Origin of the sequence: Thermomonospora cellulosilytica (assembly GCF_014138835.1) — a bacterium.
Lineage (GTDB): Bacteria > Actinomycetota > Actinomycetes > Streptosporangiales > Streptosporangiaceae > Thermomonospora > Thermomonospora amylolytica.
In genome coordinates this window covers 942,131-966,863 of record NZ_JACJII010000001.1, presented here as the reverse complement: position 1 = coordinate 966,863, position 24,733 = coordinate 942,131, and the positions used below count along the sequence as shown (strand labels likewise).

Annotated in this window: 28 protein-coding genes, 2 tRNA genes, 1 other RNA gene and 2 pseudogenes; 26 read left to right on the top strand and 7 right to left on the bottom strand. The window is 70.8% G+C overall.

All coding sequences use genetic code 11. The features are described 5' to 3' along the window. The first annotated feature begins 73 nt into the window (after positions 1-73). Entirely contained in the window at positions 74-292 is a 219-nt protein-coding gene (locus HNR21_RS04630) for an excisionase family DNA-binding protein (RefSeq protein WP_119731429.1), read from the top strand. Positions 293-304: 12 nt separating this feature from the next. Continuing rightward, positions 305-1,567 carry a tyrosine-type recombinase/integrase gene (locus tag HNR21_RS04625; RefSeq protein WP_182704209.1) on the top strand — a complete coding sequence of 421 codons (1,263 nt, stop codon included), beginning with the start codon at positions 305-307 and terminating at the stop codon, positions 1,565-1,567. 92 nt (positions 1,568-1,659) lie between these two features. Here the strand turns inward: HNR21_RS04625 and HNR21_RS04620 are convergent. Beyond that, positions 1,660-1,744: transfer RNA gene (locus tag HNR21_RS04620), tRNA-Ser, on the bottom strand. A gap of 10 nt (positions 1,745-1,754) precedes the next feature. Next, a complete protein-coding gene (locus tag HNR21_RS04615) occupies positions 1,755-2,078 on the bottom strand; it encodes a DUF952 domain-containing protein (protein WP_182704208.1) in 324 nt (107 codons plus the stop codon). Positions 2,079-2,583: 505 nt separating this feature from the next. Here HNR21_RS04615 and ffs point away from each other — a divergent pair. From ffs to bagB, 5 genes are all read left to right on the top strand, one after another. Beyond that, an RNA gene (ffs, locus tag HNR21_RS04610) (signal recognition particle sRNA small type) lies at positions 2,584-2,679 on the top strand. Positions 2,680-2,700: 21 nt separating this feature from the next. Continuing rightward, complete coding sequence (locus HNR21_RS04605) at positions 2,701-4,887, top strand: DNA polymerase III subunit gamma and tau (protein ID WP_182704207.1); 2,187 nt, start codon at positions 2,701-2,703, stop codon at positions 4,885-4,887. Positions 4,888-4,959: 72 nt separating this feature from the next. Further along, complete coding sequence (locus tag HNR21_RS04600) at positions 4,960-6,021, top strand: PLP-dependent cysteine synthase family protein (RefSeq protein ID WP_182704206.1); 1,062 nt, start codon at positions 4,960-4,962, stop codon at positions 6,019-6,021. 316 nt (positions 6,022-6,337) lie between these two features. Then, positions 6,338-7,333, top strand: a complete 996-nt coding sequence (bagA, locus tag HNR21_RS04595) for an ATPase BagA (RefSeq protein WP_182704205.1) — start codon at positions 6,338-6,340, stop codon at positions 7,331-7,333. A 35-nt stretch (positions 7,334-7,368) separates the two neighbouring features. Next, positions 7,369-8,535, top strand: a complete 1,167-nt coding sequence (gene bagB / locus HNR21_RS04590) for an ATPase BagB (RefSeq protein ID WP_182704204.1) — start codon at positions 7,369-7,371, stop codon at positions 8,533-8,535. Between the two features lie 1,063 nt (positions 8,536-9,598). On the opposite strand, the gene HNR21_RS04585 is transcribed toward bagB, so the two are convergent. Continuing rightward, the gene (locus HNR21_RS04585) at positions 9,599-9,907 is read right to left on the bottom strand and encodes a WhiB family transcriptional regulator (protein ID WP_119731424.1); all 309 of its coding nucleotides are present in this window, start codon (positions 9,905-9,907) and stop codon (positions 9,599-9,601) included. A gap of 838 nt (positions 9,908-10,745) precedes the next feature. Between HNR21_RS04585 and HNR21_RS04580 the strand changes: the two genes are divergently transcribed. Further along, positions 10,746-12,992 (top strand): penicillin-binding protein, encoded by a 2,247-nt coding sequence (locus HNR21_RS04580; RefSeq protein ID WP_182704203.1) that lies wholly within the window; start codon positions 10,746-10,748, stop codon positions 12,990-12,992. Positions 12,993-13,113: 121 nt separating this feature from the next. Here the strand turns inward: HNR21_RS04580 and HNR21_RS04575 are convergent, their stop codons facing one another. After that, complete coding sequence (locus HNR21_RS04575) at positions 13,114-13,569, bottom strand: GatB/YqeY domain-containing protein (RefSeq protein ID WP_119732220.1); 456 nt, start codon at positions 13,567-13,569, stop codon at positions 13,114-13,116. 131 nt (positions 13,570-13,700) lie between these two features. Here HNR21_RS04575 and HNR21_RS04570 point away from each other — a divergent pair, with 131 nt between their 5' ends. Together HNR21_RS04570 and HNR21_RS04565 are read left to right on the top strand one after the other, a co-directional pair. After that, positions 13,701-14,603 (top strand): metallophosphoesterase, encoded by a 903-nt coding sequence (locus HNR21_RS04570; protein WP_312880844.1) that lies wholly within the window; start codon positions 13,701-13,703, stop codon positions 14,601-14,603. Between the two features lie 97 nt (positions 14,604-14,700). Then, positions 14,701-14,777: transfer RNA gene (locus HNR21_RS04565), tRNA-Pro, on the top strand. A gap of 533 nt (positions 14,778-15,310) precedes the next feature. On the opposite strand, the pseudogene HNR21_RS36735 reads toward HNR21_RS04565, so the two are convergent. From HNR21_RS36735 to HNR21_RS04555, 3 genes and pseudogenes are all read right to left on the bottom strand, one after another. Continuing rightward, a pseudogene (locus HNR21_RS36735) lies at positions 15,311-15,577 on the bottom strand (LacI family DNA-binding transcriptional regulator); the annotation flags it as partial. A gap of 456 nt (positions 15,578-16,033) precedes the next feature. Continuing rightward, positions 16,034-16,417 (bottom strand): annotated as a pseudogene (locus tag HNR21_RS36730) (tyrosine-type recombinase/integrase); the annotation flags it as partial. After that, entirely contained in the window at positions 16,368-16,967 is a 600-nt protein-coding gene (locus HNR21_RS04555; protein ID WP_182704200.1) for a helix-turn-helix domain-containing protein, read from the bottom strand. The pseudogene HNR21_RS36730 and the gene HNR21_RS04555, both read right to left, overlap by 50 nt. A 197-nt stretch (positions 16,968-17,164) precedes the next feature. On the opposite strand from HNR21_RS04555, the gene HNR21_RS04550 reads away from it, so the two are divergent. The 16 genes from HNR21_RS04550 (at position 17,165) to HNR21_RS04475 (ending at position 24,699) form a co-directional block, all read left to right on the top strand. Beyond that, complete coding sequence (locus tag HNR21_RS04550) at positions 17,165-17,377, top strand: helix-turn-helix domain-containing protein (protein WP_220500033.1); 213 nt, start codon at positions 17,165-17,167, stop codon at positions 17,375-17,377. Positions 17,378-17,493: 116 nt separating this feature from the next. After that, on the top strand, positions 17,494-17,901 hold the full coding sequence (locus HNR21_RS36550; protein ID WP_182704199.1) for a helix-turn-helix domain-containing protein: 408 nt from the start codon (positions 17,494-17,496) through the stop codon (positions 17,899-17,901). Beyond that, a complete protein-coding gene (locus HNR21_RS04540) occupies positions 17,898-18,197 on the top strand; it encodes a hypothetical protein (protein WP_182704198.1) in 300 nt (99 codons plus the stop codon). The genes HNR21_RS36550 and HNR21_RS04540 overlap by 4 nt, the downstream gene beginning before the upstream one ends. Positions 18,198-18,271: 74 nt before the next feature. Beyond that, positions 18,272-18,466 (top strand): hypothetical protein, encoded by a 195-nt coding sequence (locus HNR21_RS04535; protein ID WP_182704197.1) that lies wholly within the window; start codon positions 18,272-18,274, stop codon positions 18,464-18,466. Next, positions 18,463-19,398, top strand: a complete 936-nt coding sequence (locus tag HNR21_RS04530; RefSeq protein ID WP_182704196.1) for a bifunctional DNA primase/polymerase — start codon at positions 18,463-18,465, stop codon at positions 19,396-19,398. The genes HNR21_RS04535 and HNR21_RS04530 overlap by 4 nt, the downstream gene beginning before the upstream one ends. Beyond that, entirely contained in the window at positions 19,395-20,924 is a 1,530-nt protein-coding gene (locus HNR21_RS04525; protein ID WP_182704195.1) for a YfjI family protein, read from the top strand. Before HNR21_RS04530 ends, HNR21_RS04525 begins: the two co-directional genes overlap by 4 nt. A gap of 291 nt (positions 20,925-21,215) precedes the next feature. After that, positions 21,216-21,656 (top strand): single-stranded DNA-binding protein, encoded by a 441-nt coding sequence (locus HNR21_RS04520; protein ID WP_182704194.1) that lies wholly within the window; start codon positions 21,216-21,218, stop codon positions 21,654-21,656. Positions 21,657-21,668: 12 nt separating this feature from the next. Then, positions 21,669-21,839, top strand: coding sequence for a hypothetical protein (locus HNR21_RS04515; RefSeq protein ID WP_182704193.1), 171 nt, complete (start codon positions 21,669-21,671; stop codon positions 21,837-21,839). Then, positions 21,836-21,976, top strand: a complete 141-nt coding sequence (locus HNR21_RS04510; RefSeq protein WP_182704192.1) for a hypothetical protein — start codon at positions 21,836-21,838, stop codon at positions 21,974-21,976. Before HNR21_RS04515 ends, HNR21_RS04510 begins: the two co-directional genes overlap by 4 nt. After that, complete coding sequence (locus HNR21_RS04505; RefSeq protein WP_182704191.1) at positions 21,969-22,154, top strand: hypothetical protein; 186 nt, start codon at positions 21,969-21,971, stop codon at positions 22,152-22,154. The genes HNR21_RS04510 and HNR21_RS04505 overlap by 8 nt, the downstream gene beginning before the upstream one ends. A gap of 74 nt (positions 22,155-22,228) precedes the next feature. Continuing rightward, a complete protein-coding gene (locus tag HNR21_RS04500; RefSeq protein ID WP_182704190.1) occupies positions 22,229-23,023 on the top strand; it encodes a hypothetical protein in 795 nt (264 codons plus the stop codon). Between the two features lie 73 nt (positions 23,024-23,096). Then, the gene (locus tag HNR21_RS04495) at positions 23,097-23,738 is read left to right on the top strand and encodes a hypothetical protein (RefSeq protein ID WP_182704189.1); all 642 of its coding nucleotides are present in this window, start codon (positions 23,097-23,099) and stop codon (positions 23,736-23,738) included. Next, positions 23,735-23,962, top strand: coding sequence for a hypothetical protein (locus HNR21_RS04490; protein WP_182704188.1), 228 nt, complete (start codon positions 23,735-23,737; stop codon positions 23,960-23,962). The genes HNR21_RS04495 and HNR21_RS04490 overlap by 4 nt, the downstream gene beginning before the upstream one ends. Positions 23,963-24,054: 92 nt before the next feature. Beyond that, positions 24,055-24,246, top strand: coding sequence for a hypothetical protein (locus HNR21_RS04485; protein ID WP_182704187.1), 192 nt, complete (start codon positions 24,055-24,057; stop codon positions 24,244-24,246). 13 nt (positions 24,247-24,259) lie between these two features. Further along, positions 24,260-24,412: a hypothetical protein gene (locus tag HNR21_RS04480; protein ID WP_182704186.1), complete on the top strand. Its 153-nt coding sequence runs from the start codon at positions 24,260-24,262 to the stop codon at positions 24,410-24,412. Next, a complete protein-coding gene (locus HNR21_RS04475) occupies positions 24,412-24,699 on the top strand; it encodes an HNH endonuclease (RefSeq protein WP_182704185.1) in 288 nt (95 codons plus the stop codon). Before HNR21_RS04480 ends, HNR21_RS04475 begins: the two co-directional genes overlap by 1 nt. The last annotated feature ends 34 nt before the right edge of the window (positions 24,700-24,733 follow it).

The following is a 24,733-nucleotide window of genomic DNA, read 5'->3' as shown; positions in this document are numbered from 1 at the left end:
CATCAGCGCGGAGATCATCCGACGCGCCGTCTCCCCGCCAGCAAGCGATCAGGACTAGAGGGTTCGGAGTCAGATGACGAGCTCCAACGGCAACGAGGAACAGCTCTTGCTCACGGTCGAAGCGGCCGCAAAGCGTCTCAGCATCGGCCGCACGAAGATGTTCCACCTCATCGCGACCGGTCAAGTGAGGTCCGTGACCATCGGCACCGCCCGCCGGGTCCCCGCCGAAGCGCTGACCGAGTTCGTCTCGGCACTGCTGAACGAGGCCCAGCACAAGACCTCTGCGGCGTAGGAAGGGCGACACTTGGGACGCAACGCCAACGGGCGATCATCCATCTACCAGGGCAAGGACGGTTATTGGCACGGCCGGGTCACCGTAGGCGTCAGGGATGACGGGAAGCCCGACCGCCGACACGTCCAGGCCAAGACCAAGGCCGAAGTCACGGCCAAGGTGCGCGAGCTGGAGAAGCTCCGCGATGCCGGCCGCGTCCCCAAGGCCGGGCAGCGCTGGACTGTAGCGACCTGGCTTAAGCACTGGATCGACAACATCGCGGTTCCACCCCACATCTCGGAGAACACCCACGCCGGGTACCGAGTGGACGTTGAGAAGCACCTGACGCCCGGCATCGGTGCTCACCGGCTCGAAAAGCTCGCGCCCGAGCACCTGGAGAAGCTGTACGCCCGGATGCAGCGTGACGGACTCGCGGCGGGCACCGCGCACCACGTGCACCGGACCATCCGCAACGCCTTGAACGAGGCCGTACGCCGCGGGCATCTGGCTACCAACCCGGCGCTGATCGCCAAGGCTCCCAAGCTCACAGAGGAGGAGCCTGAACCGTACGACATCGAAGAGGTTCAGCGTCTCCTCAAGGTGGCCAGCGGACGCCGTAACGGTGCCCGATGGGTGATCGCGCTCGCGCTGGGCCTGCGGCAGGGTGAGGCGCTGGGGCTGCAATGGCCCGATGTCGATCTCACCAAGGGGTTGCTCCGCATCCGGCGCGGCCGGCTACGCCCGAAGTACGCCCATGGGTGCGGGGACACCTGCGGCAGGAAGGCCGGATACTGCCCCCAGCGCCGGCAGATCCGGCCGGAGACCGGCGACACCAAGTCGCGGGCGGGTAAGCGGGTGATCGGGCTTCCTGATCCGCTCATTGCCCTGCTGAGAGCGCACCGCAGCAAGCAGGACGCCGAACGCCGGGCCGCCCGGCAGCTCTGGCACGAGGGCGGCTACGTGTTCACCAAGCCGGACGGTCGGCCGCTCAACCCGAACACCGACTACCACGAGTGGAAGGAGCTGCTTCAAGAGGCCGGTCTGAGAGACGCCAGGCTGCACGATGCCCGGCACACCGCCGCAACGGTCCTGCTCATCCTCGGGGTGCCGACCCCGACCGTCATGGCCATCATGGGTTGGTCCAGCGCGAGCATGGCCAATCGCTACCAACACATGATCGACTCGATACGGCGGGACGTGGCCGATCAGGTGGCGGGACTGCTCTGGACCGCCGCCGACGAGCCGCCCGAGGATGATGACGACGACGGCGCCCAGGAGTGGCTTGGGCTGGCCTGACGGGGCCAACTGAGACGAGAACTGAGACGGGAAGCGCGCCGGGCCGGTACCCCTGCGGGTACCGGCCCGGCGTCTTGCCTGGTCAGGCACTGCGGAGGATGCGAGATTCGAACTCGCGAGGCGTTGCCACCAACACGCTTTCCAAGCGTGCGCCCTAGGCCACTAGGCGAATCCTCCGCTGGGAATCCTACCGGGTCTTCGGCACTGACCTGACATCAATTACGGCGGAGAGGGGCAACGCCTCGTGGATGTGGGGGAACATCTCGCCGTCGGCCGGTTCGTACCGGACGTCCAGACCGGCCGGATCGATCACCAGGAGCACCAGATCCTCGAGCGGAACGTCCTGGTAGAACCTGCCCAGCACTCCGATGACCTGGTCTTCGGTCGCCGCGCAGTGGACGAACCCCACGTCGTCCAGCGTCCGTCCGCGCGTCGACATCGCGTAGGCCCGCCCCTCCGCACGAGCGGCATCCCAGTCCGCGCGGTAGGCCACATGGAAGATCGCGCCCATGGGATCCGCAGCGTACTCCCACGGCCCGATCCGACCGCACGGGCGTGGGGCATCGAGGTGCTCGGGCCGGGACGGGCGCGATCCGGCCGTGCGGGTGCGGGGCGTGCCCGTGCAACCGGGTAATGGACGGGGTTTGCCCGCGCAGCCGAGCAGGTGGGCGGAGCTGTGCCCGTGCAGCCGGGTAGGCGAGCGAGGGTGTGTCCGTGCAGCCAGGTAGGTGGGCGGAGCGTGCTCGTGTAACCGGGCAGGTGGGCGGGGCGTGCTCGTGCAACCGGATAGATGGGCGGGGGTGTGCCGGTGCAGCCGGGTAGGCGGGTGGGGCTGTGCCCGTGCAGCCGGGTAGGCGAGCGAGGGTGTGTCCGTGCAACCGGGCGGGGGTGTCCGTCAGCCAGGTAGGCGGGGCGGGGGTGTGCCGGTGCAGCCGGGCAGGTGGATGGTCGGGCAGGTGAGTGGGGGTGTGGGCGGGAGTCGTGTCCAGGTGGGCGGTGGATGCCATAGACTCGGGGGTGACCCCTCGCACGGCGTCACCCTGTGAACCTCCCCAGGGCCGGAAGGCAGCAAGGATAAGCAGGCTCTGGCGGGTGTGCGGGGGGTCCTTTCGCACTTACTGGACGGACCCCCAATGAGTCTGGCTCTGTACCGCAAGTACCGGCCAGCGACGTTCGCCGAGCTCAAGGGGCAGGAGCACGTCGCCGAACCCCTGCAGCAGGCACTGCGCAACGGCCGGATCAACCACGCGTACCTGTTCAGCGGGCCACGGGGCTGTGGCAAGACCTCCAGTGCCCGGATTCTGGCCAGATCGCTGAACTGCGAGCTGGGTCCCACTCCCGACCCCTGCGGCAAGTGCGACTCCTGTGTGGCCCTGGGGCCCGGCGGCAACGGGCACATCGACGTGATCGAGATCGACGCGGCCTCGCACGGCGGTATCGACGATGCCCGTGACCTGCGGGAACGCGCGTTCTTCGCGCCGGTGTCCGCGCGCTTCAAGGTGTACATCATCGACGAGGCGCACATGGTCACGACCGGGGGCTTCAACGCGCTGCTCAAGCTCGTCGAGGAGCCGCCGCCGCACCTGAAGTTCGTCTTCGCGACCACCGAGCCCGAGAAGGTCATCGGCACGATCCGGTCGCGCACCCACCACTACCCGTTCCGCCTGGTGCCGCCGGGCACGCTGCGGGAACTGGTGGAGGAGATCCTCCAGAAGGAGGACGTCCCCTACGAGCCCGCCGCCCTGCCGCTGGTGGTGCGGGCCGGCGCGGGATCCGCCCGGGACACGCTGTCGATCCTGGACCAGTTGCTGGCCGGCGCCGACGAGAAGGGCATCACCTACGCGCGGGCCGTGTCGTTGCTGGGCTACACGGACTCCTCCCTGCTGGACGAGGTGGTGGACGCGTTCGCCGCGCGTGACGGGGCCGCGGTGTTCGCCGCCGTCGACCGGGTGATCGAGAGCGGTCAGGACCCGCGCCGGTTCGCCGCCGACCTGCTGGAACGGCTGCGCGACCTGGTGATCCTGTCGAACGTGCCTGAGGCGGGGTCCTCCGGGCTGCTGAACGTCCCCCCGGACGAGCTGGAGAACATGCAGCGCCAGGCGGCCGTGATGGGCGCGGCGGAGCTCGCGCGGGCCGCCGACCTGCTGCACAACGGGCTGACCGAGATGCGCGGGGCCACCTCGCCCCGGCTGATGCTGGAACTGGTCTGCGCCCGCATCCTGCTGCCGGCCGCCTACCAGGACGAGGCGTCCCTGATGGCCAGGCTGGAGCGCCTGGAACGCCGGATCGCGATGGGCGGCGGAGAGCCGTTCGCGGGCGGCGTCCCGGCGGCGCCGCAGGGCGGCACCGCGTCCGAGCAGGCGATCGCCGCCGCCAGGGCGGCCGCGGCCGGCGCCGCGGCGCAAGGTCGTTCCCCGGCTCCGTCCGGGCCTGATCGGGAGACCGCCGCAGGGAGGGGAGCCGACGCGGCGTCGCAGGGGCGTTCCTCCGGACCTTCCACGTCAGGGCAGGAAGGCTCCGCAGCAGGCGGAGCATCGCCGGGACCCTCCGCGTCCGAGCAGGGGACCTCTCCACGTTCACCTGCTCCCTCCACTCCGGCGGCATCGTCCGCACCTGGTCAGTGGCCGGACGTCGGTCCCAGTGTCGGCGGCCCCGCCGGCGCCGCGGAAGCACAACGGCGTTCTGTGGACAACCGGCAGGCCGCCGCCTCCGCCCCGCCCGCGTCCCGGCAGCCCGCTCCCGCGGCGGCGTCCGGTGGCGGGGGCGACATGACGGCGATACGGCGTGCGTGGCCGGACATCGTCGAGGCGGTCAAGCGCAAGAGCAAGGTCGCCTGGATGGTGATCATGTCCGGGGTCCAGCCGCTGTCCCTCGAGGGCAACCTGCTCACCCTGGCGTTCGAGGCCGAGGGCGCGCGGACGAACTTCACCAACGGCGGCCGGGACGCCGTGCTGCGCGAGGTCCTCAAGGAGTTCCTGGGCGTCGACTGGCGGATCGACACGGTCCTGGCCGGCAGCCCGCAGGCCGCCGCCAGGGCGTCCGCCGTCCCGGCCCCCGGCGCGGCTCCGCCGCCTCGTCCGGCGGCCGCCCCGGCACCGCCTCCGGAACGCCCGTCGCCCGCGGCCTACCAGGCGCCCGAGCCGCCTCCGCCCCCTCCCGAGGAGTTCCCGCCCCCGCCCACCGCACCGGTCGACGAGACCGACGAGGTGGACCCGGAGGGCGACGCCACCGTGGACGACACCGAGGCGGCGATCAGCGGCATGGAGCTCATCAAGCGCGAGCTGGGCGGCCAGATCATCCGCGAGATCGACAACTCCTGAACGACGCCGGACGCGATCCCGCCCGTCCCGTTGGAGGCGAACGGTGTCGGAGGGGGTGGCTAGGGTTCGGGCGTGGGGACTTCTCGCCGGTGGGTGACCGAGGCGATCGCCAGGGTGGAACGGGATGTGGCCGCCACGCCCTTGCGCGAGGTGGGGCTGCCCCGGGAGTGGGGCATCAGGCTGCACCTCAAGGATGAGTCGGCACAGCCTTCGGGGAGCGTCAAGCACCGGTTGCTGAGCGCGGCCTACGCGGATGCGCTGGCGACCGGGCGGATCACCGAGGGGACGACCGTCGTCATGGCGACGGCCGGTCCCGCGGCGGTGGCGGGGGCGTATTTCGCGCGGTCGATCGGGGTGGAGTTCGTGGCGGTCGTGCCCGGCTCCACCAAGGCGGAGAAGGCCGCCGCCATCGAGGCGATGGACGGACGATGCCGTCCGCACCATCCGCCTGCGGCGATCTATCAGGAGGCGCGGCGGCTGGCCGCCGACAGCGGCGGCTTCTACCTGGACCACTTCGCCGCCGCGGCCCATGTCATGGACTGGCGTGCGCGGGACGCGTTCCCGGAACGACGCGGTACGGGGACCGATGACAGGGGGAGCGGCAACATCGGGGCTGAGGTCGTCGCCCAGCTCGGGCGGGCACCGGAGTGGATCGTGGCCGGGGCCGGTACGGGGGCGACGTCCGGGGCCATAGGGCGGTTCCTGCGGTATCGGGGGTACGAGACGCGGCTGGCGGTGGCGGACCCGGAGAACTCGGCGTACTTCCCCGGCTGGGCGAGCGGCGCGCCCGACTACGGGACGGGGATGCCGTCGCGCATCGAGGGGATCGGACGGCCGCGGATGGAGCCCGGGTTCCTGGCGTCGGCGATCGACCTCGTCGTGCCGGTGCCCGATGCGGCGGCCGTGGGGGCGCTCGCACATCTGCGGTCGTTCGCGGGGATCAGGGCGGGCGGCAGTACGGGAACCTGCCTGTGGGCGGCCTGGCGGCTGATCGACCGGATGCTGGCGGAAGGGCGGCAGGGCGACGTCGTGGCCGTGATGGGCGATGCCGGTGCCGCTCCCGACCTCGACGGAACGGCCTATGCCGAGGCCGTCGCACGCTTCCTGGCGACCGGCCGCCTCGACGTTCCCTGACAGGCGTTCACCCAGGTGGCACGGCTTTCCGGGCATGGGTGGCCTGGAGCGGCGTCAGGCGGGTGAGCGGGCGTGCTTCGCACGTTGTGGGCGGTCGGCGGGGGAGCCCGCCTGCGGCACGACGTTTCTGCAGGATGAGAGGGTTGAGGGTGGGGCTGGGAGGGCAGAGGGCGTTTCGAGGCCTTGGCGCGCGTCGTCCGGGAGGCGGTGCGTTCGGGGTGATCCGCGGCCCGGCGGCAGGCCGTGTCAGGGATCACTTGCGGAAGCCGGGGCCGGGGTCGGAAGTCCTTGCCGAGCGAACGATATTGTGAGTCGAGTGAGCGCCAGAGACACCGATTGGGACGGGGTGCGGCTGCACGTCGTCACGGGGAAGGGCGGCGCCGGCAAGACCACCGCGGCGGCCGCGCTGGCGCTGGCGCTGGCCGCCGGGGGGCGGAAGGTGCTGCTGGTGGAGGTCGAGGGCCGGCAGGGGATCGCCCAGCTGTTCGACTGCCCGCCGCTGCCGTACGAGGAGCGCAAGGTCGCCGTCGCGCCGGACGGGGGTGACGTCTACGCGCTGGCGGTGGACACCGAAGAGGCGCTCATCGAGTACCTCGAGATGTTCTACAACCTCAAGCGGGCCGGGAAGGCGATGACCAAGCTGGGCGTCGTCGACTTCGTGACCACCATCGCGCCCGGCCTGCGCGACGTGATCCTGACCGGCAAGACCAGCGAGGCGGTGCGCCGCAAGAAGCCCGACGGCTCGTTCGTCTACGACGCGGTGGTGCTGGACGCCCCGCCGACCGGGCGGATCGCCAAGTTCCTCAACGTGAACGACGAGGTGTCCGGGCTGGCCAAGGTCGGGCCCATCCGCAACCACGCCGACACGGTGATGCGGGTGGTGCGCAGCCCCGAGACCGCGGTGCACTTCGTGACGCTGCTGGAGGAGATGCCCGTCCAGGAGACCCTGGACGGGATCGCCGAGCTCACCGAGGTCGGGCTGCCGGTCGGCGGGATCATGATCAACATGGTGCACGCGCCGATGCTGGACTCCGCGGAACTGGCCGCCGCCGGGGCCGGGGAGCTGGACGTGGCGGAGATCGTCCGCGGGCTCAAGGCGTCCGGGCTGGAGCACGGCGCAGAGGAGACCGCCGAGGCGCTGGTAGCCGAGGCCGCCGAGCACGCCCGCCGCACCGCCCTGCAGGCCCGTGAGCAGGAACGGCTCGCCGAGCTCTCGCAGCCCCGGTACGTGCTGCCGCTGCTGCCGGACGGGGTGGACCTGGCCGGCCTGTACGAGCTGGCCGAGGCGCTGCGCGAGCAGGGGGCGGCCTGACACGCCGGCCCGCGTACCCCGAGGTGAAGGACGAGATGAGCGCTCTGCGGACCCCGCCGGTGCTGGACGTCGACGCCCTGATCGACGACCCCCGGACGAAGATCATCGTGTGCTGCGGCTCCGGCGGGGTGGGCAAGACCACCACCGCCGCCGCGCTGGGCCTGCGGGCCGCCGAACGGGGCCGTGACGTGGTCGTGCTGACCGTCGACCCGGCCAAGCGGCTGGCGCAGTCGATGGGCCTGTCCGAGCTGGACAACAACCCGCGGCGGATCGACGGCGTCGAGGGCGACGGCGAGCTGCACGCCATGATGCTCGACATGAAGCGGACCTTCGACGAGATCGTCGAGGCCCACTCCGACCCGGACCGCGCCAAGCAGATCCTGGCCAACCCGTTCTACCAGTCGCTGTCCTCCAGCCTGTCCGGAACGCAGGAGTACATGGCGATGGAGAAGCTGGGGCAGCTGCACCGTTCCGGCGCGTGGGACCTGATCGTCGTGGACACCCCGCCGTCGCGGAACGCGCTGGACTTTCTGGACGCGCCGGAACGGATGGGCCGCTTCCTCGAGGGGCGGCTGATGAAGCTGCTGGCGGCTCCGGCCAAGACCGGCGGGCGGCTGGGCGTCAAGGTGCTGACCGCCGGGTTCGGGGTGTTCACGAACGCCCTGAACAAGGTGATCGGGGTGCAGTTGCTGCGGGACGTGCAGACGTTCGTGGCGGCGTTCGAGACCATGTTCGGGGGCTTCCGGGAGCGGGCCGAGAAGACCTACCGCCTGCTGCAGACCCCCGGCACCGCGTTCCTGGTGGTGGCCGCGCCCGAGCCGGACGCGCTGCGCGAGGCCTCCTACTTCGTGGAACGCCTGGCCGAGGAGCGGATGCCGCTGGCCGGCCTCATCGTCAACCGGGTCCACCGGGTCGCCCCCGGCACCCCCACCGCCGCCCGCAGCCAGGCCGCCGCCGAGACCCTGGAGGAACGCGGCGAGCACCCGCTGACCGCCGCCCTGCTGCGCCTGCACGCCGACCGCCGGCACCTGGCCGCCCGTGAGGAACGGCTCCGCGAGCACTTCACCTCGGCCCACCCCACCGTGCCCGTGGCCGCCGTCCTGGCCCAGCCGGAGGACGTCCACGACCTCGACGGCCTCCGCCGCGTCGGCGCCGACCTGGCGGCCAACAAGACGGCCCCGCCCACCGCCCGCCCGGCCTGAACTTCGTTCAAACCTTGCTCGCCCGGCAAACTTGGCCGAAATTATCTAGTCACTTCCTCCCATCCGTCCCCCACCTTCCGACCACCCGCGAAACCGCCCCGGCCCCTCGTGGCCACATGTGGCCAACCCTCCGTTCCGAGATCTACGGATCCCCGTGCCGCCCGGCCCGGCCGCGTGTCGCCTCATCCGCCACATGGGTCACAGGAGCAACGGCCCGCCGTGGTCGCGGTCTGACGGGGCGATGCTGCGCAGCCGAGGGTGTCCTGGGTGGTGCTCGAGCCGTGGTGGGGGATGCGGGATTTCTTGGTTTGAGCCGTCGGCCGGAGTGCAGGCGAGGCTGTGGGCGCTGCCGGCGGCTCTGGCCGATGGCGAGTCCTACCGGGATGTCCGCGTGTTGGATGCGTGCGAGCTGCGAAGAGCAGGCGTTTGAGGCGTGCGGACGTCGCGCGGCTGCGAGCCGGCGGCGAGGATCTCGCTCGTACTGCTGAGCGGTTGCTCGGATGCCAGGTCGTCGGCGGGACACGAGGCGGTGAAGTGGACCAGGCCCCGCACAACGCTCGCCTCAGCGAGCCAGGGACGACGGCGCCGTGGGGCCGACGAACGTGATGACGGGCTGTGACCGGCCGCGTCCGGGGGTGCGTGCCCTGGCGGTGTCGAGAGGGCGTGAGGTCATGTGCGGGATGCGGCAGCGCGGTGACCGGCAGGGTTCTTGCGGAGACGCCTCGGCCGTCGAGCGATGGCCGTATGTGCGGTGATGAGGGTCTCGCCACGGACTTCCGGCGGGTGGCGGGACGGTCGCAAAGGCGGCGGCCAGGGGGCCTGGCGGGCCTTGCGAGAGGCGTCGGGGTGATCGGCCTGGTCAGGGCGCAGGTCGTCGGCGTGGTGAGGCCGAGCGGTGACGATCGAAGGCTGGGCGGACGGGCGGTGATGGCTCGGCGAGGCCGCACCCCCGACAGGTGCGGCCTCGCCGGATGTTGCCGTACCACCCTCGCGACGGGATGCGCACGGCCCCTTGTGGGGGTGTGCGGATCGGTCGCGAGCCGCCTGGCCTGGACCGGGTGTGCTAGCTGGCCACCAGCTCGCCCTGGTCGTCGGCGGATCGCTCGTACTCCTCCTTGGCCGTTTCCAGCAGGTCGCGCCACGAGGACACGTCCGGCCGACGGCGCAGCAGAGCACGTCGCTCACGCTCGGTCATGCCGCCCCAGACACCGAACTCGATCCGGTTGTCGAGCGCGTCCGCCAGGCACTCGGTCCGAACCGGGCAGCCGCGGCAGATCAGCTTCGCCCGGTTCTGGGCCGCGCCCTGGACGAACAGTGCGTCCGGGTCCGCGTTACGGCAGGCGGCGCGGGCGGTCCAATCCGTGATCCACATCTTGGCCCCACTCCCCTAGGGTCTGTCGATTGCGCTCCTTGGCCGGACGGGCGCGGACGTCAGGCCGCCAAACGAAAGCCGTGGGGAAGAACTTACGGAAGTAAGAGAGGTTTCAACAGCCCCCGATGGGCCCATTCTCGATATAGCCCGCCCGGGCCATCCCCCCGGATCGAACTAGTTACCTTCTTGTGGTAGTGGGGTCGCGCTGCGTGTTCGCCCCACGGGACAGGGGCTCCCGCGGCGTGTCGCCCCACCGCCCCAGGCCCGTTCCATCCGGTTCTGTACTGTCCGAAACCCCTGTGGGGACCTGCGGCAACGGACTGCTGCGGGACGTTCGCCCGAGTCGGACGCACCCATGGGGGCGAGGTTGTGCGCGTCTTACCGGGACAAGACCCGCGCCCCCGCCCCAAGAGACCACTCCATCGCGTTCGTACGAGGTCGGCCGAGCCAAGAGTGGAGCTCAGTTGTAGTGGGTCCCGTGGCCGGACGCTCGTGCCAGGTAGGCCTCGGCGGCACGGGCGTGGGTCCCAAAGCCTGGACGCGGCCGTACGCACCGTTCTCCGGGAAGCATGGGGCGGCCCTGTGCACGTACGTCGCCGGGCTCGTCAGTGTGGCGTTCGACCCCGTTCGCTCCGGATGCACCGTCGTGGGGCGCCGCCGCCCGCCGGCGGACTGCGGAGGGCGTGGACGACATGCGTCGGGAGACCTGAAGCGGTCGGTGGTCGCCGGGGGTGACGGGAGGGGGTGAACGGGGACCCGTTGGTAGTGGTCAACCGCGGGTACGGTAGGAGCCGTGCTTGCGCAAAATCAGGGTCGTAGAAACGCGATCGTCCAGCTCGTGCGCCTGCTCGCGGCAGGGGTGGTGGCCGGCGTGCTGGTCGCGTTCATCGCGCTGCCGGGGGTCGGGAGCGTCGGGCTGACCGCGCGGGACGCCGCCAACGACTTCCAGGAGATGGACGCCGAGCTCAACACGTCCCCGCCGCCGGAGAAGACGGTGGTGTACGACGCCAAGGGCGAGCAGATCGCGGTGTTCTTCGACAAGTACCGCGAGTCGGTGCGGCTGAACCAGATCGCGCCGATCATGCAGAAGGCGGTCATCGGCATCGAGGACTCGCGCTTCTACGAGCACGGCGCCCTGGACCTCAAGGGCACCCTGCGCGCCCTGGTCAACAACGCCAGCAGCGACAGCACCCAGGGCGGGTCGACCCTGACCCAGCAGTACGTCAAGAACCTGCTGGTGGAGAACGCCCGGACCGAGGAGGAGTACCGCGAGGTCACCGCGCCGACCGTGGACCGCAAGATCCGCGAGCTGCGCTACGCGCTGCGGCTCGAGGAGACGATGTCCAAGAACCAGATCCTCGAGGGCTATCTCAACATCGCCTACTTCGGCGGCGGTGCCTACGGGGTGCAGGCGGCGGCCAAGCGGTGGTTCAGCAAGCCGGCCAAGGATCTGACGCTGCCCGAGGCGGCGCTGCTGGCCGGCATCACCCAGAACCCCAGCGCCTACGACCCGGTGCAGAACCCGCGGGACGCCCGCAAGCGGCGGGACACCGTGCTGTACCGGATGGCCCAGCTCGGCATGATCACCAAGGCGCAGGCGGACGCGGCGGCGGCCCAGCCGATCAAGCTGAACGAGGACAAGCCGGTCGGCGGCTGCGAGACCAGCAAGGCGCCGTTCTTCTGCGAGTACGTCAAGTACGAGATGTACCAGATCCTCTCGGACGGCAAGTACTGGGAGCTGCCCAAGCAGCGCCAGGCCGAGATCGAGAGCAAGCTGCGCCGCGGCGGCTACGTCATCCGCACCACGCTGAGCATGAAGGCGCAGAACGCCCTCGACAAGGCGGTGCGCTCGCGGGTGTCGCCGACCAGCAACAAGGTCGCCGTCGAGGCGATGGTCCAGCCGGGCACCGGCCACATCAAGGCGATCGGGCAGAGCAAGCGGTTCGGCGCGGGGCCGGGCAAGACCTCGCTGAACCTCGCCGCCGACATGTGGCACGGCGGCGGCGTCGGTGTGTCGGCCGGGTCGACGTTCAAGACGTTCACGCTGGCGGCGGCGCTGGAGAAGCGCATCCCGATCCGCACGTCGATCCACTCGCCCAGCCGGACCACCGTCAGCGGCTTCACCAGTTGCAACGGGGACGGCTTCCCGCCGTGGACCGTCGCGAACTCCGACCCCGCCGAGAACGGGCCGTACAACCTCAAGAACGGCACCTGGATGTCGGTCAACACCTTCTACGCCGAACTGGAGAAGCGGGTCGGCCTGTGCGACGCGGTCAAGATGGCCGAGCGCTTCGGGATGAAGCAGGGCAACGGCAAGCCGCTCCAGCAGGTCCCGTCCCAGGTGCTGGGCGTGAACGACGTCGACATGGTGCACCTGGCCGCCGCGTACGCGGGCTTCGCGGCGCGCGGCAAGTACTGCGAGCCGGTCGCCGTCCTGGACGTCGTCGCCCCCGACGGCGGCAAGCTCAAGCTGCCCGAGAAGGAGTGCAAGCAGGTCGTCGCGCAGAACGTGGCCGACCAGGTGAACGAGATCCTCAAGGGCGTGCTGACCCAGGGCACCGCCAGGGGCAACGGCATCGGCCGCCCGGCCGCCGGCAAGACCGGCACCTGTGAGGACTTCACCTGTGCCGTCTTCGCCGGGCACACCCCGAACATGGCCGCCGCCGTCGCCTACTGGGACCTGCGGGGCCCGTGGAAGTACAAGGTGTACGGCGTGTACGGGGCGACCATCCCGGCGCCGATCTGGGCGCAGAGCATGCGCGGCGCCCTGGCCGGTGAGCCCGCCCCGGCCTTCGCCACTCCGGTCGGCGACTTCGGCGATCTCGCCGACGTTCCCGACGTGCGCGGGCGTCCGGTCCCCGAGGCGATGGCGATGCTGCGGGAGGCCGGCTTCAACCCCGAGGTCGTGCCGCGCCCGGTCCGGTCCAACCGCCCGCCGGGCACCGTGGCCAACACCTCCCCGGGTCCCCGGCAGGAGGTCGAGCCCGGCGCCAAGATCATGATCTATGTCAGCAACGGCCGGGACCGTGAGGACCGTCCCGATCGCCCGGGCCGGGACGACTTCCCCTGGCCCTTCGGCGACTGACCCTGGAACGCGGAGCGGCCGGGCGCCTCGGGGAGGCGCCCGGCCACTTGCGTTTTCGACGCCCGCAGGCACACCCGGGCCGGGTCCGCGGGCCGTCCGGGCTGAGCGTCGTACGGCGGGGTCAGGCGGTGAGCTGGCGCTTGACCTCGGCGGCCACCCGGGAGCCCTCGGCGCGGCCGGCGACCTTGGGGTTGACGACCTTCATGACCTGGCCCATGGCGCGCGGGCCGGAGGCGCCGGTCTCGGCGATGGCGGCGGCCACCAGGGCGGTCAGCTCCTCGTCGGTGAGCTGGGCGGGGAGGTAGCCGGTCAGCACCTCGTGCTCGGCCCGCTCGGCCTCGGCCTGCTCGGTGCGGCCCGCCTTGGCGAACGCGTCGGCGGCCTCGCGGCGCTTCTTGGCCTCCCTGGTCAGCACCTTGGTGATCTCGTCGTCGGTGAGCTCCCGGGCCTTGTCGCCGGAGACCTCCTCGGTGCGCACCGAGGTCAGGACCATCCGCAGGGTGCGGGTCCGCACCTCGTCGCGGGCCTTCATCGCGGCCGAGAGGTCGGCTTCCAGCTTCTCCTTGAGAGCACTCATGCCCCACATCATGCCCGGGGCGACACGGCCGTCTCATCTGTATTTGGTCCTGTTGTGCCGCACCGTTCGGCAGAACATCACATCTCTGACAGCATGGGATGGTCGGGAAGGGCCGACCCGTAGGAGAGACCGTGCGCAAGCTACACGCCGTACCGCTGGGAGTGGCGGCCGCAGGCGCCGCCACGTTCGGCTATGCGTCGGTGGTCGAGCGGAACTGGTTCCGCCTGCGGCGCTTCGACGTTCCCGTGCTGGAGGAGGGCAAGCCGCCGGTCAAGGTGCTGCACATCTCCGACGCCCATCTCACCCCCGGGCGCAAGCGGCTGATGCGCTGGGTGCGCTCCCTGGACGCGCTCGACCCGGACCTGGTCGTCAACACCGGTGACACCATCTCCCACCCGGACGCCATCGGGCCGTTCCTGGACGCCCTCGGCCCCCTGCTGGACCGTCCCGGGGTCTTCGTGTACGGCTCCAACGACCTGTACTCGCCGGTCCTGAAGAACCCCCTGCGCTACATCTGGCGTACGAGCCAGAAGGACTACAAGCGCAGGCGCCGCATCCCCGACCTGCCGTACCGCGAGCTGGGCGCGGCCCTGTCCGCGGCGGGCTGGCTGGAGCTCAACAACCGCATCGGCCGCCTCAAGGTCGGCCCCCTGGACGTGGAGTTCGGCGGCATCGACGACTCCCACATCAACCGCGACCGGTACGACCAGATCGCCGGCCCGGTCGACCCCCGCGCCGACGTCCACATCGGCGTCATGCACTCCCCGGAGCCCCGCAACCTCGACCGCTTCGCCGCCGACGGCTACGACCTGCTGCTGGCGGGCCACACCCACGGCGGCCAGGTCTGCGTCCCCTTCTACGGCGCCCTGGCCACCAACTGCGGCATCGACCGCCCCCGCGTCAAGGGCCTGCACCGCCACAACGGCGCCTGGCTTCACGTCTCCGCGGGCCTGGGCACCTCCCCGAAGGCCCCGTTCCGCTTCTGCTGCCCGCCCGAGGCCACCCTCCTCACCCTGGTCCCCCGCACCTCCTGATCGACTCCCCCGAAAACCGGAACGCACCACCCCCAACCATCCGCTAGACTCAACGAGGCGCCGGGAGCAAGTGCACCGCCTCCCGGGCAGCCACCACCGGGGTGTAGCGCAGCTTGGCAGCGCGCTTCGTTCGGGACGAAGAGGTCGTGGGTTCAAATCCCGCCACCCCGACCAGGTCAGAGGCCCTTTCCTCCATCGGAGGGGAGGGCCTCTCCCAGTTCTGGGAGAGGATTGGGAGACGATCTTCACCGGGCTCCCTCCCGACGCTCCTGCAGAAGCTCGTCCAGCACCGGCACCGGCGAGCGAGGATGCATCGCCGCGCGGGCATCCAGGGCAGCCTCCCACCGCGCCGTCAGCCCGTCCAGCAGCTCGGCGCGCATCGCCGGGGTGACGTGGGAGTAGCGGGCGCCGATCCCGCCGAGCTGGTGCCCGAGCCGCTCATGGCTCAGGATCTCGGGCACCCGCATCTCCACCATCGCCGTCTTGTGGCTGTGACGAAGACCATGCGGGGTCAGGCCCTGGGCGATCGGCGTCCAGCACCAGTCCGCCCGCCCGGCCGCGCCTCGTCCGCGCACCGGCACCCCGGGGAACGGGTCGGCGGCCACCGGCACCGGCCTGGCCGGCTGCGGAGCTTTCGGGGGATACCAGCCGGTCGCCGCCGGCTGGAACACCCAGGTGCCGAATCCCGACCGCCGCCAGTGCGCCGCCCCGGCCGCGGCCGCCGGCGCATGTCCCGTCCGCGCGTACCCGAGTTCGTCGATGGCCTTCTCCACCCGCTCCCGTGTCGCCTCGGCCACCCGCTCCGGCCGGTTCAAGACGTTGGACACCGTGCCGACCGCCACGCCGGCGCGCTCGGCGACCTCGGCCAGCTTCACCGTCTTGCCCGGCGCGGCCGGGGTGCCGCTGAACACGTAGGTGCGGCCGTGGCAGGTGCACGGCCGCGGTGTGGTGCGGGCGATGTGCGCCGACACCATCCGGGCCAGCCATTCGGGTAGGTCGACGTCCCGGTACGAGTCGTCCTTGGGCGGAATCCGGATCAGCTCACCGGTGTCCAATTCATAGAGTTGCCATTCGACCCGGATCGATCCCGGCCGCACGTAGCGGGTCTCCAGGCCGACCAGCTCGGCCCACCGCAGACCCGTGTAGAACTTCAGCACCATCGCCACGAAGTCGTCGGCCCGGCCGGACAGCAGCGAGCACCGCTCGGCGATCAGCAGCGCGCCCAGGGCGTCGGTGGTGACCTTCTCCGGGCCACGGTCGCGGGCCCGGCCGGACCGCTTTCCGCGCCCCCGCCGCCTGGTCGCCGGGTTCGCCGCGATCAGCCCTTCCTCAACCGCGTCCGCCAGACAGGTATGAAGGGTGCCCCGCCACGTCTTCACCGAGGACGGCTTGTAGCCGGCGTCCAGCTCGCTGCGCGCCCAGCTGTCGATGTCGGCACCGGTGATGTCGGCCAGCGCCCAGTCCTCGAACGCGGGGAGGATGTGCTCTTCGAGGTGGCGTTTGTAGTTTCGAAGGGTCGACTGGGCCAGGTCCAGGCTCCCGAACCACTTGGAGGCCCACACGCCGAGGGTGAGGCGGCCAGCGCCGGGGTCTTTCCACGAGCCGCCGCGGACCTTGGCCTCCTCGTCGTCCGCGGCCTGGACGGCTTCCCGCTTCGTGCGGAACTTCCGGGTGACGCCGTCGGCGTCCTTGACCGTCCCGTACTTGCCGTCCGGCTTCTTGTAGCGAGCCCGGTAGTAGGCGTTCGATCCCTCACCGCGCTTCTCAGCGTAGCCCAAGTTTACGTACCCTTCTTCGCCTCCGGTCCATCGCATCCTCCAGCCCATCACCTTCGGCGGCGATTTCTGGATAGCGCTCTCTTAGATCTTCCAGCAGGGAAAGGTGCCGTTGGATCATGATTACATGATCCTGATACTCGCCCCTGAGATGGTCGAATTCTGCCTCTGCAGCTCCAAGGGCTTGGGCTGCCCTTCGAGTCATTTCCTCGGCTTGCATCTTGACCTTCTCATACTCTCGCCGAGTTCTTTCGAGGCGTGCATGCGACGCTGCTATTTTTTCTTCTACGGCGTTTGCTTTTTCTTCTATATGATGAACCATCCTCAAGATCGCCTCGTACTCTCTTTGAATGTTCTCGTCGACTGGCCGCATGAGGCTGTCCAGCGGGATCTGGAAGATGTTGGCCAGGGCGAGCGCTTCATCGAGGCGCAGTGGCCGCTCTCCCGACTCGGTACGTGCCACCGTCATCTGGTGCCAGGACAGGTCCAACTCGGCCATGCGTTTGGCCAGCTCGGTCTGACTCATGCCGAGTCGTTCCCGGTGCCGGCGCACCGCGGCTGCCGCGATCTCGTTGACCTTGTAGTCCACCGTCGTCCCCTACGTCCGGCTTGCGCCTCTTTGTGTCCGGCTTGCGGCTCTTGCCCAACGTCACGTTGGGAGGCTAGCAGAGGAGTGCAGCCGCGTAGTGTTGCGGCCAGGAGAGTTCATCCGATACCTTGTTCGAGGTCCCAAGATCGTTGGGTGCGTAGCGCCCAGATGATGGTGGGGAGGAGGTGTTCCCCCAGGTGAGTACCGCATCGACCAAGGCCGAGGACTTCGCGCTGGACTCCATGCTGCTGAAGCCCGAGGCGGTGGCGTACCAGCTCCAAATCGCTCGGACTCGCGTGTTCGCGCTGATCAAGAGCGGCGAGCTGGAGTCGGTGAGGGTTGGTACCAGCCGCCGCGTCCCGCGCGAGGCTCTCGAGCGCTACCTCGAAAAGCTTCGGGCGGCTTCCTGAGCGGCGGCTGGTACCGATCTCATGTCACTCCCGGCTTGGTGGTGGCACACCCTGCCGGGCGTTGAGTCCGTAGAACCCCTCCCAGGGTCGTCTTCCGTGAACGGAAGTGAACTCCGTTGCACAATAGGCAACACAGTGAGCCGCTTGCAAGCTCCATAGCCCCGACACCTGCAGTAATTGAGTGTGCGCAGCCGGTTCACCCGGCGATCTCCGCGGCTGGCGCGCCCACCGAGCACGACCTGTCTGGCCTCCTCACGCCCGAGCAGGTTGCCGACCTGCTCCAGGTCAAGGTGTCCTGGCTGAAGGAGAAGGCGCGGCGCCGAGAGATTCCACACGTGCTGATCGGCGGGGCCTATCGGTTCGCCTACTCGCACGTTCCCGAGATCGTGCACCTGTTCGAGCGCCGCCCGGACGGCCACGCTGGCGACCGCCCGGCCACACGCCGCCGTACTAGCACGCCATCCGGTGACGGCGCTGTTGCCACGCTGCGAGCCCGCCGGCCGCAGAGGCGGAGGTCGGCATGACCGGCCCCGCCGTCACCATCGGTGCCCTCGTCGAACTCCAGGCCGACGCCCACGGGTTCATCGATGCCCACGACGCCCACGAGGCGTGCCGGGCCGTGGACGCCGCCCACGGCCCGGCACTCGTCCTCGTCCATGGCCCGCTGCTGGCGCCCCCCGCGGCATCCGCCGAAGCCATTCGGATCGTCGGCGCGGCGCTCTGGGACGCCGCGAGCATCGCCGTGCACGGCAACGGACCGCACGTGGCCGAGGTCGCCGCCGCCGAGGAACGGGCGTTCCGTACCGGCACCGCTGCCTGATCACCCTCGCACTCCATACGTCCGGGCGGCCCTCAGCCCATGCGAGGGCCGCCCCATCCGAAGGCGATCGCCACATGACGAACCCGAACGACCGCGCGGCCGACCGTGAGGCCGAACGCCGGTCCGCCGAAGCCATCCGACACATCTCTCTCCAGCTCGGCGAACTGACCGAACTGCGCGGCCGGGTCGCCGTCGCCCGCGCGATCCTCGCCCGCGGCGGCGACCGCCAGGCCGCTCTCGACGCTCTCGACGGGAGGTTCCCCCGGTGACCACCAGGCGCCAGGCCGCCACGGCACACGCCGCCCGCGGGTGGGCGGTCTTCCCCGCCGGAACCCCCGGCAGCGGCCACAGCCACCCGACCCCGACCGACCCCGACTGCGCCCGCTGCAAGGCCGAGAAGGCGCCTCGCAGCGGTTGGAAGTGGAAGCAGCGCAACAGCAGTAACCCGGCGGTCATCGCCGAGCACTGGCCGGCCGACGACCCCAACATCGGCATCGCCTGCCTGCCGGCCCGCCTTGTCATTCTCGACCTGGACACTCCGGCGCACGGCGCCGAGATGCCCCCCGAGTGGGCCGCCAAGGGTGGCATCCGGGAGGGCGCCGACGTCCTCGCCCACCTGGCCGAAGAACGAGGCGAGCCGTTCCCGTTCGAGACGTACACGGTGATCACCGCGTCCGGCGGAATGCACCTGTACTTCAAGGCCATCCCCGGCCGCCCCATCCCCAACAGCGCGGGGCGGATCGGTCCCATGGTCGACGTGCGCGGCGACGGCAACGCCGACGGCACCCCCGGCGGCGGGTACGTGCTCGGCGCCGGGTCCAAGGTCGGGAACGGCGAGTACCGCGTCAGCTACGACATCGACCCGATGCCACTGCCGGAGTGGATCGCCGACCTGGCCGACCCTCGCCCGGCCACCGTCACCCCCATCCGGCAGCAGGCGCCGAGGGATACGTCCACGCGCCCCCGTAGCCGGTTCGTCGGTCTCGTTGACACCGTTCTCAACGCCCCCAAGGGGCAACGGAACAACGCACTTCACTGGGCCGCCTGCCGCGCCGCCGAGATGGTCCGGGACGGCCACGTCGACCAGCACGCCGCATATACGGCGCTCACCGAGGCCGGCGTCTCCATCGGCCTCGGCGAGCGTGAAGTCCAGGCCACCATCCGCTCCGCCTTCGGCTCGGCCATGGGGAGGACTGCTTGAGCACACGGGCCAAGGCCGAACAGATCGTCCAGGAGGCCGGCATCCCGCCGGACCCCGAGCCGGAGCCGGAAGCGGAGACCTGGGAGGACCTGGTCCCGCTCGGGTCCAAGGTCGAACTGCCCGCTTTCCCGCTGGCGACCCTGCCCCCGTATATAGCGGACATGGTCGCCGGGGTGGCCGAGGAGATGCAGGTCCCCCAGGACCTGCCCGGGGCGTTGGCCCTGGCCGCTCTGTCGACGGCCGCCGGGGGCCGCGCCGAGGTCGAGGTGCGCGGGCAGTGGCGGGAGCCGCTGAACGTGTACGTGGCGGTGGCGATGCCCCCGGGGTCGGGCAAGTCCCCGGCGTTCCGGGCGATGATGGCGCCGATCTTCGCGGCCGAGGCCGAGCTGAGGGAGTCCGCCAGGGAGAAGATCGCCGAAGCGTTGGCCGCCCGGGAAGCCGCGATCGCGACCGCGCAGGACTCGCTGAAGAAGGCCAAGGACATCGAGGAGCGCAAGGTCGCGATCGCCGCTGCGCAGATGGCCGAGCAGATGCCGGTCCCCACCGTGCCGCGTCTCACCGCCGACGACGTGGTGCCCGAGCAGGCCGCGACCATTATGGCCGATCAGGGCGGCCGACTCGCGATTCTGTCGGCGGAGGGGACCTTCCTCGAAGTCGTGCTCGGCCGCTACAGCAACGGCCGCCCCAACCTGGAACTCGTTCTGAAGGGCCACGCCGGGGACCGGCTCCAGATCGACCGGCGCGGCCGGGAGGAGTACATCGAGCGGCCCGCCCTGACCATCGGCATCGCCATCCAGCCCGACCTGCTGAAGGACCTGGCGGCCAAGCGGCAGATGCACGGCCGCGGCGGCATGGCCCGGTTCCTGTTCAGCCTCCCGCCGGACTTCGTCGGCTACCGGAAGATCACCCCGGACACGGTGCCGCACGAGGTGATCCACTCCTACAGGGAGACCCTTAAGGACCTGGTCATCGACATGGCCGAGTGGGAGGACCCGGCCGTCATCCCGATGACCCCGGCCGCCCTGAAGCTCCACATCGAGTGGCGGACCGAGATCGAGCCGCGCCTGCGCCGGGGGACCGGCGACCTGGAGGGCCTGCGCGAGTGGGCATCCAAGCTGCCCGGTGCGACCGCTCGCCTGGCCGGCCTGCTGCACCTGGCCGAGAACCCCAAGCGGGGACCCCTGTCCGCGATCTCCGAGGAGACGATGGGCCGGGCGATCGAACTGGCCCGCTACTACGTCGCGCACGCCATGGCCGCGTTCGGCGTGATGCGGTCGCACCCCCGGCTCGAAGACGCACGGGCCGTGCTGGAGTGGATCAAGGCCGACGCGTCGAGGACGACGTTCACCCGCCGTCAGGTCCACCGGGCGTTCCAGCGCCTTTTCGAGACCGCCGACGACGTCGACCAGGTCATGACCCTGCTGGAGGACCACGGGTACGTGCGCCTCCAGCCCGCCCCCAAGGGCCGGGGCCGCAAGCCGGTCACCTACACCGCCCACCCGGACGTCCACGCCGAGGGCCGGTGACACGGTGACAAAAAAGCGCCACACGCCCAGTGACCTGCGGGAACACCTGTCACCGACCCTGGTGACAACCACGGTGACGAATAAGCCGGGCGGTGACAGAAACACCGCTGCCCACGCCAACGTCACCGGTGCGGTGACAAATGTCTCCGCAGGTCAGACCCCTGACCCGCTATTGCGTCACCACCCTGTCACCGGAGCCGGTGACAGCGTTATCCCAGGTCAGACCAGAGATTCGGCTTTCTGTCACCGCTTTGCCTCCCGCTACGTCCCCAAGCCGAAGGAGTAACGGCCATGCCCCTGCCGACCATGACCGGCACCGCCCGCCTGACCCACGACCCCGAACTGCGGTTCGGGCAGTCCGGCGTCGCGGTCGCCAAGGTGTCCCTGGCGTTCAACTCCCGCCGCAAGAACCAGGCGGGGGAGTGGGAGGACGGTGACACCTTCTTCGTCACCGGCACCCTGTTCGGCGACCGCGCCGAGGCCGCCGCCGAACACCTGGCCAAGGGCACCGAAGTCGAAGTCCGCGGCCGGCTCAAGACCAGGACCTGGGAACAGGACGGCGTGAAGCGCTCGGCCGCCGAGCTGCTGATCGACGCGATCGCCCCCACCCTCCGCAGCGCCGCCAAGAAGGCCGCCCGCACCGGCGGCAACGGCCAGCGCACCCCCCAGCCCGCCGCCGATCCGTGGGCGACCGGCGGCCCGTCAGGGTTCAGCGACGAACCCCCGTTCTGAGAAGGGAACCCCATGTCCGCCAACTACACCCAGTGCCGCTACCTCCGCCGCAACGGCGAACAGTGCACCGCCGAGGCGCTCGACCCGTCCGCCGACATCCTGATCTGCAGCAAGCACGCCGCCCGGACCATGCAGCTCATCCGCGCCGCCGCCACCGGCCAGAAGCAGAGCAGCCGCCGGTGACCGCCCTGGACCTCGTCATCATCACCGCCCTGTACCTGGGCGTGATCGGCCTCGGCTGGGTGCTGTTCCGGGCCCTGATGGTGCTCGCCGAGCACCGCGTCAAGAAGATCCACTCGAAGGAGAACCGCCGTGGCTGACACCACGCCCACCGACCCGACCGACCCGACTGGCCAGCCCGACCAGCACGCCGCCGAGATGACCGTCGACCTCGCCTTCCGCATGGGCCTGGCCCTCGGCCGCATCGAGGCCAAGATCGACGCGCTCCTCCTCCAGACGCAGCGCGCCGCCGAGCCCCGCCGGGACGACACCGGCTGACACCCGCCCGAACCATGACCATCCACGAGCAGGCCGGGCCCGCCGCTACCGGGCCCGGCCGGGGAAGGAATCCTATGCCCGCCCCCACCGGCTACCCCGACCACCCCGAGCACATCGCCACCATGCGCCAGGCCATCGCCGAGCTGCGCGGCGAGGAAGACGCCCCCGGCGCCGGCCTGGCCGTCCTCGGCCAGCTCGTCGACTTCGCCGAATGCCGCGGCCTGTACTTCGCCGGCGGCGCCGAGGCGAACCTGTGGGGCTTCGGCACCGCCCGCATCGTTCTCGACGAGCCCGGCGGTGGGTTCTGGATGCGGCTGTTCGACCTGGCCGAACCCGCCGGTCTCACCGACGAGCAGCTGTACCGGGTGTTCCTCGCCGAGCTGGCCGACCAGCAGGAGCAGGGCCGCGACGACGACTGCCCCTCGGTGCTGTACCTGAAGGCGCACGGCGCCCGCGACCTGCTCGTCCACCACGACTTCGTGATGCGGCTGTTCGCCACCCACAGCCCGTGGCGGGCCGAGTTCTTCGCCAACACCCAGGAACTCATGCGGCACGCCATGATCCGCAGCGGCCTGGGCGACGCCCTGTTCGGCTCGTCCCCGACCGGGTTCACCGTGGTGGCCACCCTGCGCACCGACGACGACCAGCCGGTCAAGCTGTCGATGCCGGTGCTGGAGTTCGACCCCGACAACGTCCCGATCGTGGCCGCCCCGTTCGATGACGCCGAGGGCGAGCGCATCCCCATCACCCACCTGGCCGACACGTGGGAAGTCCACCGCGCCACAGACGTCGCCCGCGACTTCTTCGGCCCCACCACCGACGAGGCCGAGGCGACCCGGCGGGCGTTCCGCGGCCCCGTCATCGCGTAACCCACCGGCCCCGGCCGACACCACCCCGCCGGCCGGGGCCATCCCGCCGGAACCGACCCGGAAGGAGCCCGTCGTGGACATCACCGCCCTGGCCGTGGACGTCGACCACCTCGTCCGCCCCGGCGGCCTGCTCGACCAGCTGGAGGCCCTCGTCCCCGAGCAGGCCACCAACCCAGAGAACAGCGGCGGCCACCACAAGGTCACCGGCTCGCCCGCACCCTGGCACCAGGCCGGGTTCCTCCTGCTGGAAATCCACGAGGGCGCCCGCCGTCTCGAAGCGTCCCTCCGCCGCGACACCAGCGGCAGGCTCGGCGACCGCCGCGGCGGCAGCACCACCAACACCCGCGACGCCCTGAAGTCCTGCGTCCGGCTCGCCGAGGCCCTGGACGACGATCAGGTCCAGGCCGCCGCCCGCATCGTCGGCCGCTGGGTCCGCGCCGCCCGCCAGCTCAAGGACATCGACCAGGCCGACCGCTGGGAACCCCTGCCCCGCCAGCCCGGCATGCTCCCGCCCGCCTGCCACTACTGCGGGACGTACTCGCTGCGGTGGAACCGGAGGTCCGGCGAGGTGCGGTGCATCCTGCCCGACTGCCGCGACGAGGACGGCCACCGGCCCGTCGCCCGCATGGAGATCGGCCGCTACAGCGGCCAGGCCGCCCTTGTCTGGCGCGACGGGCGGACCGTCACCTACGCCCACCGGGAGCCCGCCGCGTGACCACCTGGACCGCCGAGGACGCCGCCCGCCTGCTCGACCCGCCCATGACCGTCGACCAGGTCAGGGCGCTCATCAAGGCCGCCGGCATCCGCCCTGTGGGCCAGCGCCGCACCGGCCGCCGAGGACGCCCCGCCGAGACCTACGACCCGGCCGTCCTGATCCGCGCGCACGCCGCCCTCGCCCCGCTGCTGGTCGAGACCGAACACGCCGACAACGCACAGTGATCACCGGCCGTTTTCCGTGGTTAAATGGGTCCTGAAGACGTATGCCCGAGGCCCCGCCCAGCGCGGGGCTTCCGCATGTCAGGGGGTGGCACGTGACCGACCACCGCATGACCCTCACCGCCGCTGTGCTCGAGGTCGAGCCCACCGAACCTGACGCCCAGGGCCACCGCTGGCGGCGCTGCGAGGCCGGACCCACCATCGCCGGGGCCTGTACGTGCGGACTGGTCATCACCGGTCCCCGCCCCATCGCCAGCCCGCTCATCCGCCAGCACGCCGGCCACTGACGAGGAGGGCGCCGTGACCGTCGACGAGGCCCTCGGCAACGCCGCCCGCCTGCTCCACGAGGCAGAGCTGGAGCGCGGGAACCTGCCCCTGATGGAACGGCTGGAGTCCATCGCCGACACGTGGGTGTCGATCGCCCAGCTGATCACCGAGCGGGACCGTGTCTGATGGCAGCCCCCTGGCGTTCGACCCCCCTGCCCCCTGACTGGAAGCGCCGGCGCCTGGCCGTGCTGGAGCGGGACGGCCACACCTGCCAGATCGCCGGGCCACGCTGCACCGGCCGAGCCACCGAGGTCGACCACACCGGCGCGGCCGACGACCACCGACTCGAAGCGCTGCGCGCCGTGTGCTCGGCCTGCCACGCCAGCCGCACCGGCCGGCAGGGCGCCGCCGCCCGCGGGCCTCGCCCGAGCCGACGACGGCCACCCGAGCCACACCCCGGCATCCTGGCCTGACCGGCACGGAGCGTGACCGCTGGGGGTGGGGGAG